Annotated in this window: 14 protein-coding genes; 5 read left to right on the top strand and 9 right to left on the bottom strand. The window is 52.0% G+C overall.

All coding sequences use genetic code 11. The features are described from left to right. Positions 1–13: 13 nt before the first annotated feature. From ung to IOQ59_RS15610, 6 genes are all read right to left on the bottom strand, one after another. A complete protein-coding gene (gene ung, locus IOQ59_RS15585; protein WP_193954376.1) occupies positions 14–715 on the bottom strand; it encodes a uracil-DNA glycosylase in 702 nt (233 codons plus the stop codon). Between the two features lie 4 nt (positions 716–719). Continuing rightward, positions 720–1,151 carry a hypothetical protein gene (locus IOQ59_RS15590; protein ID WP_193954377.1) on the bottom strand — a complete coding sequence of 144 codons (432 nt, stop codon included), beginning with the start codon at positions 1,149–1,151 and terminating at the stop codon, positions 720–722. A gap of 114 nt (positions 1,152–1,265) precedes the next feature. Continuing rightward, positions 1,266–2,768: a lysine--tRNA ligase gene (gene lysS / locus IOQ59_RS15595; protein ID WP_193954378.1), complete on the bottom strand. Its 1,503-nt coding sequence runs from the start codon at positions 2,766–2,768 to the stop codon at positions 1,266–1,268. A 36-nt stretch (positions 2,769–2,804) separates the two neighbouring features. Next, entirely contained in the window at positions 2,805–3,899 is a 1,095-nt protein-coding gene (gene prfB, locus IOQ59_RS15600) for a peptide chain release factor 2 (protein ID WP_193954379.1), read from the bottom strand. A 93-nt stretch (positions 3,900–3,992) separates the two neighbouring features. Beyond that, positions 3,993–4,514, bottom strand: a complete 522-nt coding sequence (gene fldB / locus IOQ59_RS15605) for a flavodoxin FldB (RefSeq protein ID WP_193954380.1) — start codon at positions 4,512–4,514, stop codon at positions 3,993–3,995. A 100-nt stretch (positions 4,515–4,614) separates the two neighbouring features. Continuing rightward, on the bottom strand, positions 4,615–4,944 hold the full coding sequence (locus IOQ59_RS15610; RefSeq protein WP_193954381.1) for a phasin family protein: 330 nt from the start codon (positions 4,942–4,944) through the stop codon (positions 4,615–4,617). Between the two features lie 117 nt (positions 4,945–5,061). On the opposite strand from IOQ59_RS15610, the gene gloA reads away from it, so the two are divergent. After that, positions 5,062–5,445 (top strand): lactoylglutathione lyase, encoded by a 384-nt coding sequence (gene gloA, locus IOQ59_RS15615; protein ID WP_193954382.1) that lies wholly within the window; start codon positions 5,062–5,064, stop codon positions 5,443–5,445. A 58-nt stretch (positions 5,446–5,503) separates the two neighbouring features. On the opposite strand, the gene IOQ59_RS15620 is transcribed toward gloA, so the two are convergent. Genes IOQ59_RS15620 through IOQ59_RS15630 form a run of 3 tightly spaced genes read right to left on the bottom strand, consistent with a single transcriptional unit; the run spans position 5,504 to position 10,789 of the window. After that, entirely contained in the window at positions 5,504–6,859 is a 1,356-nt protein-coding gene (locus IOQ59_RS15620) for an HlyD family type I secretion periplasmic adaptor subunit (protein ID WP_193954383.1), read from the bottom strand. Beyond that, positions 6,846–9,110, bottom strand: coding sequence for a peptidase domain-containing ABC transporter (locus IOQ59_RS15625; RefSeq protein WP_193954384.1), 2,265 nt, complete (start codon positions 9,108–9,110; stop codon positions 6,846–6,848). Before IOQ59_RS15625 ends, IOQ59_RS15620 begins: the two co-directional genes overlap by 14 nt. After that, the gene (locus IOQ59_RS15630) at positions 9,107–10,789 is read right to left on the bottom strand and encodes a peptidase domain-containing ABC transporter (RefSeq protein ID WP_193954385.1); all 1,683 of its coding nucleotides are present in this window, start codon (positions 10,787–10,789) and stop codon (positions 9,107–9,109) included. The genes IOQ59_RS15625 and IOQ59_RS15630 overlap by 4 nt, the downstream gene beginning before the upstream one ends. A 508-nt stretch (positions 10,790–11,297) precedes the next feature. On the opposite strand from IOQ59_RS15630, the gene IOQ59_RS15635 reads away from it, so the two are divergent. The 4 genes from IOQ59_RS15635 (at position 11,298) to IOQ59_RS15650 (ending at position 16,649) form a co-directional block, all read left to right on the top strand. Beyond that, positions 11,298–13,544 carry a calcium-binding protein gene (locus IOQ59_RS15635; RefSeq protein WP_193954386.1) on the top strand — a complete coding sequence of 749 codons (2,247 nt, stop codon included), beginning with the start codon at positions 11,298–11,300 and terminating at the stop codon, positions 13,542–13,544. A gap of 299 nt (positions 13,545–13,843) precedes the next feature. Continuing rightward, the gene (locus IOQ59_RS15640) at positions 13,844–14,647 is read left to right on the top strand and encodes a tetratricopeptide repeat protein (RefSeq protein WP_193954387.1); all 804 of its coding nucleotides are present in this window, start codon (positions 13,844–13,846) and stop codon (positions 14,645–14,647) included. Positions 14,648–14,818: 171 nt separating this feature from the next. After that, the gene (locus IOQ59_RS15645; RefSeq protein ID WP_193954388.1) at positions 14,819–16,057 is read left to right on the top strand and encodes a YeeE/YedE family protein; all 1,239 of its coding nucleotides are present in this window, start codon (positions 14,819–14,821) and stop codon (positions 16,055–16,057) included. 124 nt (positions 16,058–16,181) lie between these two features. Next, on the top strand, positions 16,182–16,649 hold the full coding sequence (locus tag IOQ59_RS15650; protein WP_193954389.1) for an RDD family protein: 468 nt from the start codon (positions 16,182–16,184) through the stop codon (positions 16,647–16,649). The last annotated feature ends 67 nt before the right edge of the window (positions 16,650–16,716 follow it).

Below are 16,716 nucleotides of genomic sequence, written 5' to 3' on the forward strand. Positions count from 1 at the left end.
GATAATCAGCGCGTTAAGCCAATGCAGTCTCGGTCACTTCAGCCGGAAGCTGCCAGTTAACCGGGGTCTTGCCTTGCTGCTCCAGATACCCGTTCGCTTGACTAAACGGGCGACTGCCAAAGAATCCCCGATGAGCAGCAAGTGGGGATGGATGAGGCGCCTTGAGTACCAAGTGACGCTGTGTATCGATCACCGCGCCCTTCTTCTGTGCATAACTGCCCCACAGCAGAAACACAACATTCTCACAGTGCTCGTTCACCACCTGAATGACACGGTCAGTGAACTGTTCCCAGCCCTTCTTCTGATGGGACGCGGCCTGACTCTGTTCTACCGTCAGCACACTGTTCAGCAGCAACACACCCTGCTGCGCCCAGCTTTCCAGATAACCGTGCTTCACCGGCGCGATCCCCAGATCACTGTTCAGCTCTTTGTAGATATTCACCAGTGACGGCGGCGTTTTTATTCCCGGACGTACCGAAAAACATAAACCGTGTGCCTGATCCGGCTGATGATAAGGGTCTTGTCCCAAAATGACGACTTTCACCTGATCCAGCGGTGTTGCTTCCAACGCATGAAACCAATGAGTCGAATGTGGATAAATCACCTTGCGCTGTGTTTTCTGCTCCTGCAGAAACTGCTTCAGGTTCAGCATATACGGTTGGTCAAACTCCCCACCCAGATAGTGTTGCCAGCTTGGCGCTGCTTCCAGAACCATATGTTCAGGACTCCCCACAATTCTTATTAATCAGATCAGCTTTGGTCAGCACTTTTCTGTGCCAGAGCGAATAGTACCGCACTTTACCCGGCGCGTGAGAGACGATACCCGAAATCAAAATAACCAGCAGGTAGATGCCAGACTGTGGCTCATCAAATAACCAGAACACGCTGGATAGCAGGAAGAGTTTGAGAAAAATGGCATGCCCGCGAAGCTGCAGCAACCAGATCCCATCTACATATACAGCGATACAGGCCATCAATGATCCACTGATCACCGCCAGCCACAAATACCCGCTCCACTCACTGTGCGGCAGATGAAAAAGGTATGCCCCAGCCAACCCTGCAATACCAATAAGATGCAAAGTCCGTAAACCAATACTCAGCCAGCGTCTGCCGGGGAGATCACGTTTCTCTATGGGAAATAACCAGCTCATTATTTTATTCCTTATTCTGCCTGCTTCTTCTATCCGCTGCCTTACACACAGATAGAAAAAAGGCCGCCTTAAGGCAGCCTTTTTCTTCATCGTCTAACCAAACGCTATATCCGCTTAGTTACGTGGACGCATTGCCGGGAACAGGATGACGTCACGAATCGACGGAGAATCGGTGAACAGCATGACCAGACGGTCAATACCAATACCTTCACCCGCAGTCGGTGGCAGACCGTATTCCAGTGCATTGATGTAGTCTGCATCGTAATGCATCGCTTCATCATCACCGGCATCTTTCTCAGCAACCTGCGCCTGGAAACGCTCAGCCTGATCTTCAGAGTCATTCAACTCCGAGAAACCGTTAGCCAGCTCACGACCCGCAACGAAGAATTCGAAACGGTCGGTCACAAACGGGTTGTCGTCGCTACGACGCGCCAGCGGAGAGACTTCAGTTGGGTATTCAGTGATGAAGGTTGGCTGATCCAAACGGTGCTCAACAGTCTTCTCAAAGATCTCGATCTGTACTTTACCCAGACCCCAACTGTCTTTCACTTCGATATCCAGACGCTCAGCGATCTGACGTGCAGCGTGATCGTCGGCCAGTGCTTCTGCGGTGATATCCGGGTTGTAGTGCAAAATGGAGTCAAATACGCTCAGGCGCAGGAACGGCTTAGCCATGTCGTATTCAAACGTTTCCAGCACTTCACCCGCATCGTTACGTACAGTGTTCACAATGGTGGTCGTACCCAATACATCCTGCGCAACGGTGCGCAGCATATCTTCGGTCAGGTCCATCAGGTCACGGTAGTCCGCATACGCCTGATAGAACTCAATCATGGTGAATTCTGGGTTGTGACGGGTTGAAAGACCTTCGTTACGGAAGTTACGGTTGATCTCGAATACACGCTCAAAACCACCCACAACCAAACGCTTCAGGTACAGTTCCGGCGCGATACGCAGGAACATATCGCGATCCAGTGCATTGTGGTGAGTCACAAACGGACGTGCGGTCGCGCCACCCGGAATCACCTGCAACATCGGCGTTTCTGCTTCAATGAAGCGACGCTCGGTCAGGTAGTTACGGATACCGGATACGATCTTAGAACGCATCTCGAACACTTTGCGCGACTGTTCGTTGGTGATCAGATCCACGTAACGCTGGCGGTAACGAATCTCTGTATCCTGCAGACCCTTGTGTTTGTCTGGCAGCGGACGCAGGTTCTTGGTCAGCAGCTCGTATTCACCCATATCAACATACAGGTCACCTTTACCGGACTTGTGCAGTACACCGGTCACACCGATGATGTCACCCAGATCCAGGCTTTTAGCGAACTTACGCGCTTCTTTGTTCACGTAGAACTGGATACGACCGGTCATATCCTGAATTACACCAAACGCACCACGGTTCAGCATGACGCGACCGGCGATGCTCACCTTGATACCTGCTTCGGCCAGCTCTTCTTTGGTCTTATCGCCATACTCATCCTGCAGATCCTGCGCGTAACTATCGCGACGGAAACTGTTTGGGAAAGCATTACCTTCTTCACGGCGCGCGTTCAGTTTTTCACGGCGCTCGGCAATCAGGCGATTTTCGTCTTGCGGCTGAGAGTTGTCAGACATTGAGTCAAAACCTTTTGAGAATTCGTTTCGTGTAACTTACAGACCAGCCTTCAGGCTCGCCTCAATAAACAAGTCCAGATCACCGTCCAGTACCTTGTCACAGTTGGAAGACTGTACGTTGGTACGCAGATCCTTGATGCGCTGATCATCCAGTACATAAGAACGGATCTGGCTGCCCCAGCCGATATCCGCTTTATTATCTTCCTGTTCCTGTGCGGCTTCGCTACGTTTCAGCATCTCCATCTCGTAGAGTTTTGCTCGCAGCTGCTTCATACAGGTGTCTTTGTTCTGGTGCTGGGAGCGCTGGCTCTGGGACTGCACCACAATACCGGACGGTCCGTGGGTAATACGTACCGCGGATTCAGTTCGGTTGACGTGCTGACCACCCGCACCGGATGCGCGGTAAACGTCGACACGCAGATCCGCCGGATTGATTTCAATATCAATATTGTCATCAATTTCTGGCGATACGAAGACAGAAGAGAATGACGTATGACGACGACCGCCGGAGTCAAACGGTGACTTACGCACTAAACGGTGAACACCGGTTTCGGTACGCAACCAACCAAAAGCATATTCGCCTTCAAAACGGATCGTCGCAGACTTAATACCCGCGACATCACCGGCAGAGACTTCCAGAAGCTCGGTTTTAAAGCCTTTGTCTTCACCCCAACGCAGATACATACGCAGCATCATGTTGGCCCAGTCCTGTGCTTCAGTGCCACCGGAACCGGCCTGAATATCCAGGAAGGCATTGTTGCCGTCGGCTTCACCAGAGAACATACGACGGAATTCGAGGGTTTCCAGCTTGGCCATCAGCCCCGCTACTTCTTCCTCAACTTCAGCGACAGTGTCTTCGTCGTCCTCTTCCACTGCCATATCCAGCAGGTCACGAGCATCGACAACACCGGTTTCCAGATCATCTACCGTGGAAACAACGCCTTCCAGCGTGGAGCGCTCTTTACCCAGCTTCTGGGCATTTTCAGGCTCGTTCCACACAGCCGGATCTTCCAGCTCGCGCTCAACCTCTTCCAGACGTTCTTTCTTACCGTCGTAATCCAGATAACCACGCAGTACAGTTGTACGCTCGGAGATATCCTTCAGGGCGGTGATGATCGGATTGATTTCCATCGTGGGGGTTCAAACTCTCTGATTCGAAAAAAAGGCGGATATTTTACCTGATCACAGGCATTGTTTGAATCTTGTGCAGCGTAAATTTATGGCTCAATCAAGCTCAAACTCGTTCACAACCTGTTTAACCCAGGCTTCAACGCGCTCGTCGGTCTCATCGGACTGGCTATCCTGATCCACAGCAAGCCCTACAAAATGGGTTTCATCCTGGGTCAGCGCTTTAGATCCGGTAAATTTATAACCCTGATTAGGCCAATACCCCACCATGCGGGCACCGCGTTCCTGCAACTTGTCATGCAGTAAACCCATCGCATCCAGGAACCACTCGGCATAACCGATCTGATCACCCAGGCCAAACAACGCGCACGTCCGGCCGTTAAAATCGATCTCATCCAGTTCAGACCAGAGATCATCCCAGTCTTCCTGCAGCTCACCAAAGTCCCAGGTTGGAATACCCAGAATCATATGCTGGTAGTTGCCGACCGCTGCCAGCCCCTCTTCTGCGATATCGTGCTGATCCACAGAAAGTTCACTCAACTGCTCAGCAATTAATGCTGCAACATCTTCCGTGTTACCGGTGGTAGTGCCAAAAAATAGACCGATGGTGTTGCTCATCTGTAACGTACATTCCAGTCAAAACTAAAAACAGAGCCATTATAACAGACATAAAAAAAGCAGCGTCTAATGGCTGCTCTCTTTACAACGACATGACGACTTATTTTTTGCTGGCAAACGCATCAAATGTATCTTGAGTCAGTCGTTCCATCTCAGAGCGCGCTTCGCCTAATGCCTGCAGGTTGTGCTCGCTGGCATCTTTTAACGTGTCTTCCAGCTTTTTAGCGTAAGTCTTCTGTAGCTCCATCAGCTCTGTCGGTGACTGACAGTTCTGCATCTCTTTCGTTTGCTGAATAGTCGCTTCAATGCAGGATTTCGTGCACGCCATCTGCTGGCGGGTCAGCTCTTCCAACATCTTAGTCTGGATATTCACCAGATCCTTAAAAGGCTCCATTGACTGGCTAAATGCTTTATTCATATCTTGAAACATAACCACCCCTTCCCTTAACTCTAATAAAACATCAGTCTCATACTGGTTATACTAAAACACTATGCCACGGTCGACACGCACTTTCGACCAATTGACCACAATAACGAGACAGAGACTATGCGGATTCTTCATACCATGTTGCGGGTTACTGACCTGCAAAAATCGATTTCGTTCTATACCGATATTCTGGGTATGCATTTATTGCGTCGTAAAGACTTTCCGGATGGGAAGTTTACGCTGGCATTTATGGGTTATGGAGATGAAGCAGACAATACCGTACTGGAGCTGACACATAACTGGGAGACCAGTAGTTACGAGCTGGGCAACGCCTACGGGCATATCGCCATTGAAGTTGCTGATGTGTATGCCGCCTGCGATGCAATTAAGGCGAAAGGGGGTGAAGTTGTGCGTGAAGCCGGCCCAATGAAACACGGCAGCACGGTCATCGCGTTCGTTAAAGATCCCGATGGGTACATGATTGAGCTGATCGGCAGCAAATAGTCTCAGATCGAAATGCATCAGGCGCCGTCCACGCCTGATGCAAAATTTTCACCCTGATTTATCGCTCACGGAAAGCGTTATCAAATCCACGTGTTACCGGACGCAACAGGTATTCCAGAATCGTTTTCTTACCGGTTTGAATATCAGCGGTCAGCGTCATACCCGGCAACACATTCAGCTCACCCGGCTGAGCACCTAAATACGCCCTATCCATTTTAATCTCAGCGCGATAGTACGGCTGGTTCTCTTCATCCAGATATGTCGACGCAGAGATCTGATTCACGGTACCATCAAGACTGCCAAAACGGGAAAAGTCATAACTGACAAACTTCAGTTTCGCGCTCTGCCCGGTATGCACGTGCCCGATATCCTGCGGCAAAATTTTAGCTTCAACGATCAGATCTTCATCGACCGGTACGATCTGCATGATCACCTGACCCGGTGCGATCACCGCGCGCGATCCGGCAACGGATAAACCCTGCACAATGCCAGCCACCGGCGCACGTACTTCCTGACGTTCATCACGCGCCTGTAAGCGAATCAACGTGCTTTCAACTTCACCCAGCTCACTGGTGACCTGACCGGCCTCCAGCTCAATATCGCGGTTGAAGCGGGCAATACCGTCCCGTTTACGCTGCTGATTTTCTTTTAGCGCAGTGCGGGCTACGGCAATGCCATCCTGGGTCTGCAGCAATTCGTTCTCAACTTCTGCCACTTTTGCTTTCGCCGCCAGCAGCTCAGACTTTGAAACCGAACCTCTGACAACCGATGCTTCGCGGATCGATACCTGCTCCCGATGGATCGCCAGCTCCTTTTTCAAGGACGCCGCCTGATTGCGCTGGCGACGCAGTTCATCACGACGCTGCTGAATCTGACTTTCAATCACCGCCATCTCACTGGTTTGACTGTTCACCTGTGCCAGATAGATCGTGCGCTGTCGTTCGATCAAGTCACGATATCCCGGCCCTACCTGTGGAAAGGAGGGCGGGCGACGATCAATCAACGCCTTCAGTCGCTCTTCCTGCAGCTGCAGATTGACCCGACGACTCTGCATCTGCTGTAACTCTGACTCCGACGTGGCCGGATCAAGGCTTAAAATCAGCTGACCTTCTTTCAGGTTGTCACCGTTCCGCACGTGCAATGCACTCACGATGCCACCTTCCAGATGCTGCACCTCCAGAATGGAACCGGCAGGCACGACTTCACCTTTCGCCAACGCCACCTCATTCACTTCCGTGAACGCACTCCAGACCACAACCGCAACCAGCAGCAGTATCCCCACAACAATCGATACCGGCACTATAAAACCCGGGGTCGGCTCTTCCAGCTGAATCGCCTGCGCCAGAAAACGCGCGCGTGCACGTGGCAGGGTTGCGGTCCGCTCCTCTGCAAACACCGTATTATTTTCCTTCACGAAGACCCCCTACCAATACCTGCAGCGCCTGTTCCGGCTCTCCGGCAAATTTTGTTAAACCTTTATCCAACACAATCGCTTTGTCTGCCAAACGAATATGGCTTGGGCGATGGGTCACCACCAGCACCGTCTTCTTACCTTTCAAGGCCCGTAGCTGCGACACCAATTTCATATCACCTTCCCGATCCAGTGATGCTCCAGGTTCATCCAGAATCACCACCGGTGCAGAGCACACAAACGCACGCGCCATAGAGATTCCGTGCACAAACCCCGGTGTCAGACGCCGAGTACGTTCATCACCAATCGACGTTTCAAAGCCCTGCGGCAATGCCAGAATGTCATCCAGAATCCCAACAGCCTCCGCCACGCGCCTGAGGTCCTCGTCGGTGGCCAATACATCATTCATACGAATGTTCTGCGCAATCGTACCGTGGAACAGCTGAGCGTTCTGGGGCACGTACGCAATTGCACGTCGTAGGTCCTTAGCGTTTAGCTGACGAATATCGTGCTCGTCCAGGGTCAGGCTACCCGCCTGGGGTTTGTACATACCGGCAATCAACTTCACCAGCGTTGATTTACCCGAGCCTGTATCCCCCGTAATCACCACCATCTCCCCGGGTTCAGCCACCAACGATACCCCTGTCAACGCGGGATCGCTGTTGGGCGAATAGCGAAAGCTGATGCGATCAATACCGATACGCCCTTTCAATCCGGATAACATCACCGACGAGGCCCGACTGTTCTTTTCCACGTCCAGCTTCATCAATTGGTTCAGCTGCTTAACGGCGGCCATCACCTGCTTAAAGCGACCAAAACTGAGGAAGGTTTGCTGAATCGGTGACAACACTTTGCCGATCAACACCATCGTGGCAATCAGCGCGCCAACGGTCATATCCCCCGCCATCACCGAATAGACACCAATCACCAATACCGCAAGACTGCCGATTGCGACACCGGCTTGTGACACGGCATTGATGACAGAACTGGCCACCGCCGCTTTGTAGTTCGCGGTAGAAGATTCAGCTGAATACTCCCGAAAACGCCCCAACCATGACTGTTCCGCTGCCGCGCCTTTTATTTCGCTACGGCCAGCCAAGCTCTGAATTAACATCTTCTGCTTATCGTTGCGTGCCTGCCCAGTGCGCAACACCCGCCCCGCACTGACCGGCAACCACATGAGACCAAACACCATAAACAGCAGCAACATCACCACCGGCACAATGGCTGCCCATCCCGCAATAAAGGCAATCAGCGCAATCATTAGCGGAATAAACGGCAGATCGAGCAACGTAGACGCATTCGGACCGGTAAAGAAATCCCGCACACTATCAAACTGTTTCAGGCGGGCGAGTTGCGCTGCCATGGTCGAACGTTCAGTCAGTATTGGCGGCAGGCTCAGGATCTGCCGAAAGGTTTCAACACCAATCAGATAATCCATCCGCCCCGCCATATTGCCCATCAAACGCCCCCGGAAGTAACGCAGCACGATATCCGAAATCAGTAACAATATAATTCCGGCCACCATGGTTGGGAGCGCATCAACGGACTCCGCACCGATCACTTTGTCGTATACCATCATGATAAATAACGGTACTGACATGGTGATCAGGTTGATCAGGAAGGTCATCCCCAGCAACCAGCCAAACAGGTTACGAAAACGCCCCAGCAGCTGATCAAACCATTCCGCCGAGGATTTCGTCGACACAGTCTGACCGTGCGTGGTGTTGATATGGGTAAACAGATAGGCACAACCCTTACGGTTGTCCAGATGACCGACCAGCTCCTCACCTTGCAAGGCATCAAAGTAGCGAACCTGCCCCTCGTGCTCTTCATCTGCTGACAGCAATACCAGCGGTTTATCATCTTCATCCACAAACAGGCAGGGATAGAGTTCGTTTGATACCTGATTGAGCCGGGTTTTGCGCGGCATACTTTCATAACCCAACCGCACCAGGATATTGCGCAGGTCCACCAGCTCAAGATAATCAGAGAAATGAGGCAACGCCTCAATCAATTCACGGGCATAGTGATTCCAGCCCAGCGAACGCAATAGCGGCAACAAACAGGCTGAATAGGGAGACCCGGACTGCAAGTCATCTAATGAATCCGCGCGCAGCGCCGCAGTCAGCACCTCACTTAATGCATCGTTCTGGTCATCTTCGAAGATTTTCTGATCAGCGACGGACACCGGTTCATCTGCAGACAACTGATCGTCAGCATTCGGTTGTTCTTTCACAACATCAGTACTCATCGCGGCGCCTCCTGCCTGATCTGAACTTCGCGGCGACGCTGAAGCTGGATCAACTCTCCATCACGCAATTCATAAGCTTTGTCACAGATACGCAGAAACGAAGGACGATAAGACACCACAATCAATGTCCGACTGCCGCGAATACGCTGCAACAGGTTCAGTAATTTGGCATCATTTTTCAGGTCAAAGTTAGCGTTGGCGTCATCCAGAATCATAATGCGTGGATCACCCACCAACGAACGCACCATCAGGATTTTCTGTTTCACCGCTTCTGATAACGGATCAACCGCCGAGCCTCCCACCAATGTATCCAAGCCATCCGGCAGCCGAGCAACAATTTCATCCAATCCCAGATGACGCGAAAGATTGAGGGCCTGCTCAATCACATCGCCCGAACGAAACAGCGTCATATTTTCCAGAATAGTGCCTTCGTATAACGTGCCATGCTGGGGCACAAACCCCACATAATGACGCAACAGTTCGGCTTCATATTCCGGTAACGGTTTATCATCGATCCGAATTTCACCCTTTTCGGGTTTTACCAAACCCGCAACCAGCGACAACAACGTACTTTTACCAACGCCGTTACGGCCGGTGATCGCTACCGCCCCCCCTGCCGGCACATCAAACGAAATGCCTTTAAGTAACCACTCCTCGGTTTCCGGATACCGGAACCAGACATCTTCAACCACCACATCACCGCGCGGAGGCTCATCGGGGCGGTAATCACCACTTTGCTCTGCGGGCAGATCACTCAGTTCCTGCGCCTGTTTCCGTGCGATACGCACACTCTGAAGCTGCGTCCAAAGCCCCATCGCTTTCAGACCCGGTTGCAGCGCTCTCCCCGTCAGCATGGTCACGGCCGCCAACGCACCGACACTTAACTCGCCTTCCAGTACGATCAGCGCACCAAAGGCAACCACCAGCACCATTGCAACCTGTGAGAATGTACTGCCAACCCCCTGCACCACACTGTTGATATGCGCCAGCGAATACACGCCCTCAGCAGAGCGTTCCTGCAACCGTTCATAACGGCGCATCATCAGCGATTCCATTGCCATGGATTTGATGGTGTGAATATTATTCAGGGATTCAATCAGGAAGTTCTGACGATGCTGTTCGGTCTGATGGCTGACCTCCAGCGCCTGCTCAAGCTTCTTGCCCAGAACAACGGCGACCACTGCAAACAACACCATAAGCAACGCAGGCACCAACACCAGCTCGCCGCCAATAAACCAGATCAGACCAAGAAACAGAAACGCGAACGGCAGATCCAATAACAACAGCATGGATTGCCCGGAAAAAAATCGCTGCAAATCTTCGACCGACTGCATGCGAGACAGATAGTAACCTTGGGAATGCTGGTTATAGGCCAGCGAATCGGCGTAAAGCACTTTGGAGAAAACATTCATATTCGCAGAGTGCTCAAAACGCGCACCGCTCCATGCCAATATCGTCGAACGCAGCACTTTCAGCAGAATCTCCAGCAAAATGACACCACCGATCCCAATCACCAGAATCGTAAAGGTATCCAGCGCCTGATTGGGAATAATCCGGTCATAAGACTGGAGCACTACAATCGGCATCGCCATCGCCAGCAAATTCACCCCAAACGATGCCAGAAACACATCTAACCGCAGCCAATTACGCGGAATATCGATCCCAGCCTGATTTGCCATTTACGAACTGCCTCCATTTGCAGCGACTGCCTGAACAACTGCTCACTACCGATACGAGCGGCCTACAATACTAACCGTTACCCTTTCCCTGTCCAGCCTAACCGGGATTTAAACACTACCTATCGGCAGAAGCCCGTAAAACACTAGCACCCAACCTCAAATTCAAACAAAAACAACAGATCCAAATTATTGACAAAAATCACAACCCGGTATAAATTCAAACGACAACAAGCAGCGTAAAAGCCCTACAAACACCACTGTTACTTAATAAACATCGATATTATTCAAACAGGAAAACAGAAAGACCAGGCCGCGAACCGCGGTAGTAATCTAAACACTCGTCTCAATGCCTATCGGTAGCTCACGCTAGCCAATAGACCGCTGAAGACGATATGGATCAAAAACCAGACACAAAGGGTGTCGTTAAGATATCCTTAGACACTGCCGATCCAGATAACAGCACATTCTTAATTTCATTCAGGCTTCCAGCGATCCAAAGGGTTAAACGATGTCGGACGCACATACTCAGGCACAGCATACAGACCTCAGCGGTACGTCTGATAATGATGTACTCCTGGGTAGCGATCAGGATGACCGCCTTCACAGCGGATCAGGCACCGACGCCCTTCACGGCTTCGATGGCGATGACCTTTTATTAGCGGATGACGGCGAATTTCTCCTTGTCGCTGGCGCCGGTAACGATACCGTTGAAATTAACTCCGGCACCTCTGAAGCCTACCTTGGCGATGGCCAGGATACCTTCCGCGTACTCGACACCAGCTCAACAGGTAGCCACCTTGTCCTTGGGGATGAGGGTGATGACGACATCACCACAGCCGCAGGGAACGACACCCTTCACGGTGGCAACGGTAATGACACCCTGGATGCGGGCGCTGGTAACGATACTCTGTACGGTGGTGATGGCGATGACACCCTGATCAGTCAGTCTGGAGATAACTACCTCAGCGGCGGTGAAGGAAATGATACCCTTCGTGCAGGCCACGGACATCACACACTGATCGGCGGCAATGGCGATGATACGGTTATCCTGACATCCGGCACCAGTCAGATCCTGCTCGGTAACGGTAACGACAGTTTTACGGTGCTGGATCGCACACATGTCAGTGACCAGTTTGTCGCAGCTGATGACGGTGATGACAGCGTAACAACAGGCGCAGGCAATGACGAGATCTATGGCGGTCAAGGCCATGACACTATCGACAGCGGCACAGGCAACGATCTGATCAATGCCGGTGCAGGCAATGACATTATTCACACCGGCGATGGCAATAACACCGTCTATAGCAGCCACGGTAATGATCGGGTCACCGCAGGAAATGGTGACAATTTCATCTATCTCGGCGGTGGCGATGACACCTTCAGCCTGCTGGACCTGGCGCTGGCCGGCGATAACTTTATTGCTGCCGACGAAGGCGACGACAACGTCATTACAGGTGCTGGGAACGACACCGTCTACGGCGGTGAAGGGAACGATACAATCAACGGCGGCGAAGGGAACAACTACCTTCACGCAGGGAACGGCGACAACACCCTCATTGCAGGATCTGGCGACAACACCTTTGTTGCCGGGGACGGTATGGATACGGTCACCGCAGTAGCGGGCAGTAATAAAGCCTACCTTGGCGCAGGCAACGACAGCTACCAGATACTCGATCTCACATCTCTCGGCAGCCAGTTTGTTGCCGCCGATGAAGGGGATGATCAGGTCACCACGGGCGCGGGCAACGATACGATCTATGGCGGCACCGGTAACGACATCATTCACAGCGGTGATGGCAACGACACCCTGAACGGCGGCGCCGGCAACGACACCCTGACAGCGGGCAACGGCGACAAGACAATTGTGGCAGGCTCAGGCAATGACACTGTGTCTGTCGGTTCTGGACATAACGAAGCCTATCTCGGAATCGGCGATGATATCTTTGAGCTGCTACTGCCCGAAAGCGGCGGTGACAGTTTTGTCGTGGCAGGCGATGGAAACGACCGGATCACCACGGGTTCAGGCAACGATACCCTGTACGGCGGCGATGGTGACGACGTTATATACAGCGGTAGCGGTCAGGATATTCTCAATGGCGGTGCGGGCCATGACATACTGTTCGCAACCCATGGCAGCTACAATATTATCGCCGGAACCGGTAACGATCAGGTGAGCGTGCAGTCCGGTGACGGCGAGATCTATCTGGGCAGCGGCAATGATACGTTTGAGCTTATAGATCTTTATAGTCCCGGCCGTTTCTTTGTCGTCGGCGATGATGGCAGCGACTATATCCAGACCGGATCAGGGGACGATACCCTGCACGGCGGCAACGATAACGACACCCTCATCGCAGGGGATGGAAACAACTACCTGCATGGCGGTGAAGGTGATGATTCCCTTCGTGCGGGCGCCGGTCACGATCAACTCTATGGCGGCAGCGGTAACGACCAGCTCTACGGCAGTGCCGGTAACGACACCATATACGGTGGCAGCGGCAACGATACGTACTTCGCCAGCGTCAACCAGGGCCAGAATCATTTCCACGGTGGCGAGAGCAGCAACGGCTGGACGGATACAATCCATATCGACACGGATGAAGATTATCTCTGGCAGATCTTCATCAACAATGAAGTCGTCAGCTTTGATAAAGCCGATCAGGCCCTTGCGCTCACCCCCGACAGCATCGGCATCATCAGCTTTGCCGATGGCTCTGAACTCTCCTTCGATGGTGTCGAACTGATTACCTGGTCCTGATATCGACGATATTATCGACTAATTGGTAAACAGCAACACACCCTCACCGCGCCTTTTCCTGCCTGACATATATCAAAAAATCCGAGTAATCCGGTACCATAGCCGGTAGATGACTGCCTATTTTTGTGCATTTGCGGTAGAATCGCCGCAATATTAGAACCCCCTAAAACAGCGTCACCGCATAAAGTGCACAGATTGACAATTTTTGCGGTTGAGCCTGTTCATTTTCTCATCAGGGCTGACGCCGTTATAATAGGCGCCAAATTTTCGATCCCAAACTACCTATGGGCGACGTTTCGATGAACAAAAAAACGCTTCTTGCAGCGGCACTGCTGCTTAGTTTAAACACTCCAGCTCTTCTTGCAGCCGACCTGGGCAAAGGCGCGCGTGCTTTTGACAGCCAAAATTACAGTGCGGCGCTTAAGGAACTGGAGCCTCTGGCGAAGGATGGCGATCCCGATGCAACCAACATGCTGGGCCAGATGTATGAAAATGGATGGGGCGTAGAGAAAGACGTCGAAAAAGCGAAGCGTTTTTATACCCGCGGTGCCAATATCGGCCATCTGGACAGTGTAAATAGCCTGCGTGCGCTTAAAAACCAAGAGTTCCAGGTTGAACTGAAAACCGTAATACCTGCCGCTGAAGCAGGCGATGCATCCGCCATGAATCGCCTTGGCGTAATGAACGAATTCGGTTATGGCCTGAGCCGCAATCCGGTCGAAGCATTCAACTGGTACACCAAAGCAGCAGAAGCAGGGTTAGTATCTGCCCAGCACAACATTGGTCGTGCATACAATTTTGGTACCGGTGTCGAACAAAACTTCGCGGAAGCAGAGCGTTGGTACCGTAAAGCAGCCAAACAAGGTCACACGGATGCGATGTTCTTCCTGGGTACCCTGTACTCCAATGAACATGGCACAGACACCTCGCGCGACAGCAACGTAATCGCCTATGCCTGGATGCATAACGCTGCACAACTGGGTAACAACACCGCGCAAGCAATCGAACGTCGACTGGTCATGAAACTCAGTGACAGCCAGATGGAAGCGGCAAAAGAGTTGTCTGACAGTTACTACCAGCAGTACGTAGCACCTTACAAATAAGCGCCATCACCCAAGCGCTTAGCCGCCACAGTTCTCATACGGGAACTGTGGCACACACCCTACCTCCGATTTTCCTCCATACGGCATTGGTCAAATTATCACCACCTGACGCACTGTGATAGAATGCCCCATCAATTCTAATAATCACTCAAGTTCTATGCGAAAAAACACATGAGCAGTGTGAACACAGCCGTTTCTGATACCTCAACCGTAAAATCAATCGAATCTAAACTCATTCTGATCTTTTCTTTTGTCCTGCTGGGCGGAGGACTGCTATGGCTGCAGCAAGATGTCAGTGAGAAACAGGCCCTGCTACTTCTGGTAGGAACCCTGCTGGGAGTAACCCTTTACCATGCCGCCTTTGGCTTCACCACCGCGTGGCGTCATTTCATCATCAACCGGCGAGGAAAAGGCTTACGCGCGCAAATGTTAATGCTCGCCGTGGGGGTCTGCCTGTTTTTCCCGGCGTTAAGTGTCGGTGAGCTGTTTGGCACAGAAGTGCGCGGCTTTATACGTCCGCTGGGCTGGTCCGTGCTGGTCGGCGCCTTCATTTTTGGTATCGGCATGCAGCTCGGCAACGGCTGTGCGTCAGGTAACCTTTACCACGTTGGTGGGGGTCAACTACGCGCGATTCCAAGCATGATTGGCTTCACCATCGGCGCACTCTGGGCCACCAAAGATTACGAATGGTGGACCGGACTACCACAGATCGCGCCCGTCTCACTGGTGGATGATCTGGGTGTTTTCTTAGCGATTGGCGTAAACCTGGCACTCTTCGCGAGTATCGCAGCTTTCACCATCTGGCTGGAAAAACGCTACCACGGCAATGTTGAAAAAGATGATGCCGGTCGTGGTCGCAGCATGGCTCAGCGCCTGATCTCCGGCCCCTGGCCTTTTATTTGGGGAGCTGTCGCCCTCGCATTATTGAATTTTGTGACCCTGGCGATGATCGGTAACCCGTGGGCCGTCGCGGTCGCTTACCCTCTGTGGGGCGCAAAGCTGGCGATGCTGTTGGAGCTGGAACTGGAGCTGGATTTCTGGACCTATTGGCTACAACCCGGTCGCGAAACTGCACTTGGCGAACCGCTGCAGTACGATGCATTCTCTGTCATCAATATTGGCGTTGTACTCGGCGCATTAATCGCCGCATCTCTGGCCGGTAAATTCTCCCTCCAGTGGCGTCTGCCATGGCAACACTGGCTGGCCGCTATTTTGGGTGGTTTGATGCTGGGCTACGGGGCCACAATTGCCTTTGGTTGCAATATTGGCGCCTACTTCGGTGGTATCGTATCGGGCAGTTTGCACGGCTGGTTGTGGTTAGTAGCAGCATTTATTGGCAGTCTGCTAGGAACCTATCTACGCCCGTTATTTGCCCTACCCAACGAAACCTGCTCGCGCAGCGCTTGTTAACAGGACAATCACACCCGGAAAGCGAACTTTCCTTTCCGGGCTCTCTTCTCTCAGATACCTACTTATTCGTTCTGCGCCCTGATAAAATGCCCGGCTCACAGGACTGAACCATCGGATAAACACTATGCAGCGCCGCTTTCCAGAAACGTTCGATCAGGTTAAAACCGCTTCCCCGTTTAAACGACTGGGAGCGCTGTTGTATGACTTTATGATTGTTGTCGCATTGTGGATGATAATTGGCTTTGTCGCGGTAGCCATCAATCATGGTCAAGCGCAGACTAGCCCGCTGTTTCACTCTCTGCTGTTCATTATTACTTTTTGCTTCTTTGCCTTCTTCTGGACACGCAATGGTCAAACGCTGGGTATGCTGGCTTGGCGTCTACGCGTACAGACACCGGAAGGGGAACACCTGACGCTGACTCAGGCGCTGATCCGCTTCATCGTTGCGGGTATCTCGATTGCTCCGGCTGGTTTGGGATATCTATGGATGTTTTTCAACAAAGAGAAAATGGCGTGGCATGATCTGGCGTCAAAAACATGCGTTGTAGAGCTGCCTAAGCCAAGTAAAAAGACGAAAGCAAAGAAAGCCTAAGCGTATAAACAGACACAAAAAAAGGCGACCCTGATTACCACCGGGGTCGCCTTTTTTTATCTAAATT

The organism is Pontibacterium sinense (assembly GCF_015209595.1).
GTDB lineage: Bacteria > Pseudomonadota > Gammaproteobacteria > Pseudomonadales > Balneatricaceae > Pontibacterium > Pontibacterium sinense.

What these genes read in the sequence shown, in the direction of transcription:
- fldB (WP_193954380.1), bottom strand. Translation starts at nt 4,514, where the DNA reads ATGAGCAACACCATCGGTCTATTTTTTGGCACTACCACCGGTAACACG.
- IOQ59_RS15635 (WP_193954386.1), top strand. Translation starts at nt 11,298, where the DNA reads ATGTCGGACGCACATACTCAGGCACAGCATACAGACCTCAGCGGTACG.
- IOQ59_RS15630 (WP_193954385.1), bottom strand. Translation starts at nt 10,789, where the DNA reads ATGGCAAATCAGGCTGGGATCGATATTCCGCGTAATTGGCTGCGGTTA.
- IOQ59_RS15625 (WP_193954384.1), bottom strand. Translation starts at nt 9,110, where the DNA reads ATGAGTACTGATGTTGTGAAAGAACAACCGAATGCTGACGATCAGTTG.
- IOQ59_RS15645 (WP_193954388.1), top strand. Translation starts at nt 14,819, where the DNA reads ATGAGCAGTGTGAACACAGCCGTTTCTGATACCTCAACCGTAAAATCA.
- IOQ59_RS15640 (WP_193954387.1), top strand. Translation starts at nt 13,844, where the DNA reads ATGAACAAAAAAACGCTTCTTGCAGCGGCACTGCTGCTTAGTTTAAAC.
- lysS (WP_193954378.1), bottom strand. Translation starts at nt 2,768, where the DNA reads ATGTCTGACAACTCTCAGCCGCAAGACGAAAATCGCCTGATTGCCGAG.
- IOQ59_RS15610 (WP_193954381.1), bottom strand. Translation starts at nt 4,944, where the DNA reads ATGTTTCAAGATATGAATAAAGCATTTAGCCAGTCAATGGAGCCTTTT.
- gloA (WP_193954382.1), top strand. Translation starts at nt 5,062, where the DNA reads ATGCGGATTCTTCATACCATGTTGCGGGTTACTGACCTGCAAAAATCG.
- prfB (WP_193954379.1), bottom strand. Translation starts at nt 3,899, where the DNA reads ATGGAAATCAATCCGATCATCACCGCCCTGAAGGATATCTCCGAGCGT.
- IOQ59_RS15650 (WP_193954389.1), top strand. Translation starts at nt 16,182, where the DNA reads ATGCAGCGCCGCTTTCCAGAAACGTTCGATCAGGTTAAAACCGCTTCC.
- ung (WP_193954376.1), bottom strand. Translation starts at nt 715, where the DNA reads ATGGTTCTGGAAGCAGCGCCAAGCTGGCAACACTATCTGGGTGGGGAG.
- IOQ59_RS15590 (WP_193954377.1), bottom strand. Translation starts at nt 1,151, where the DNA reads ATGAGCTGGTTATTTCCCATAGAGAAACGTGATCTCCCCGGCAGACGC.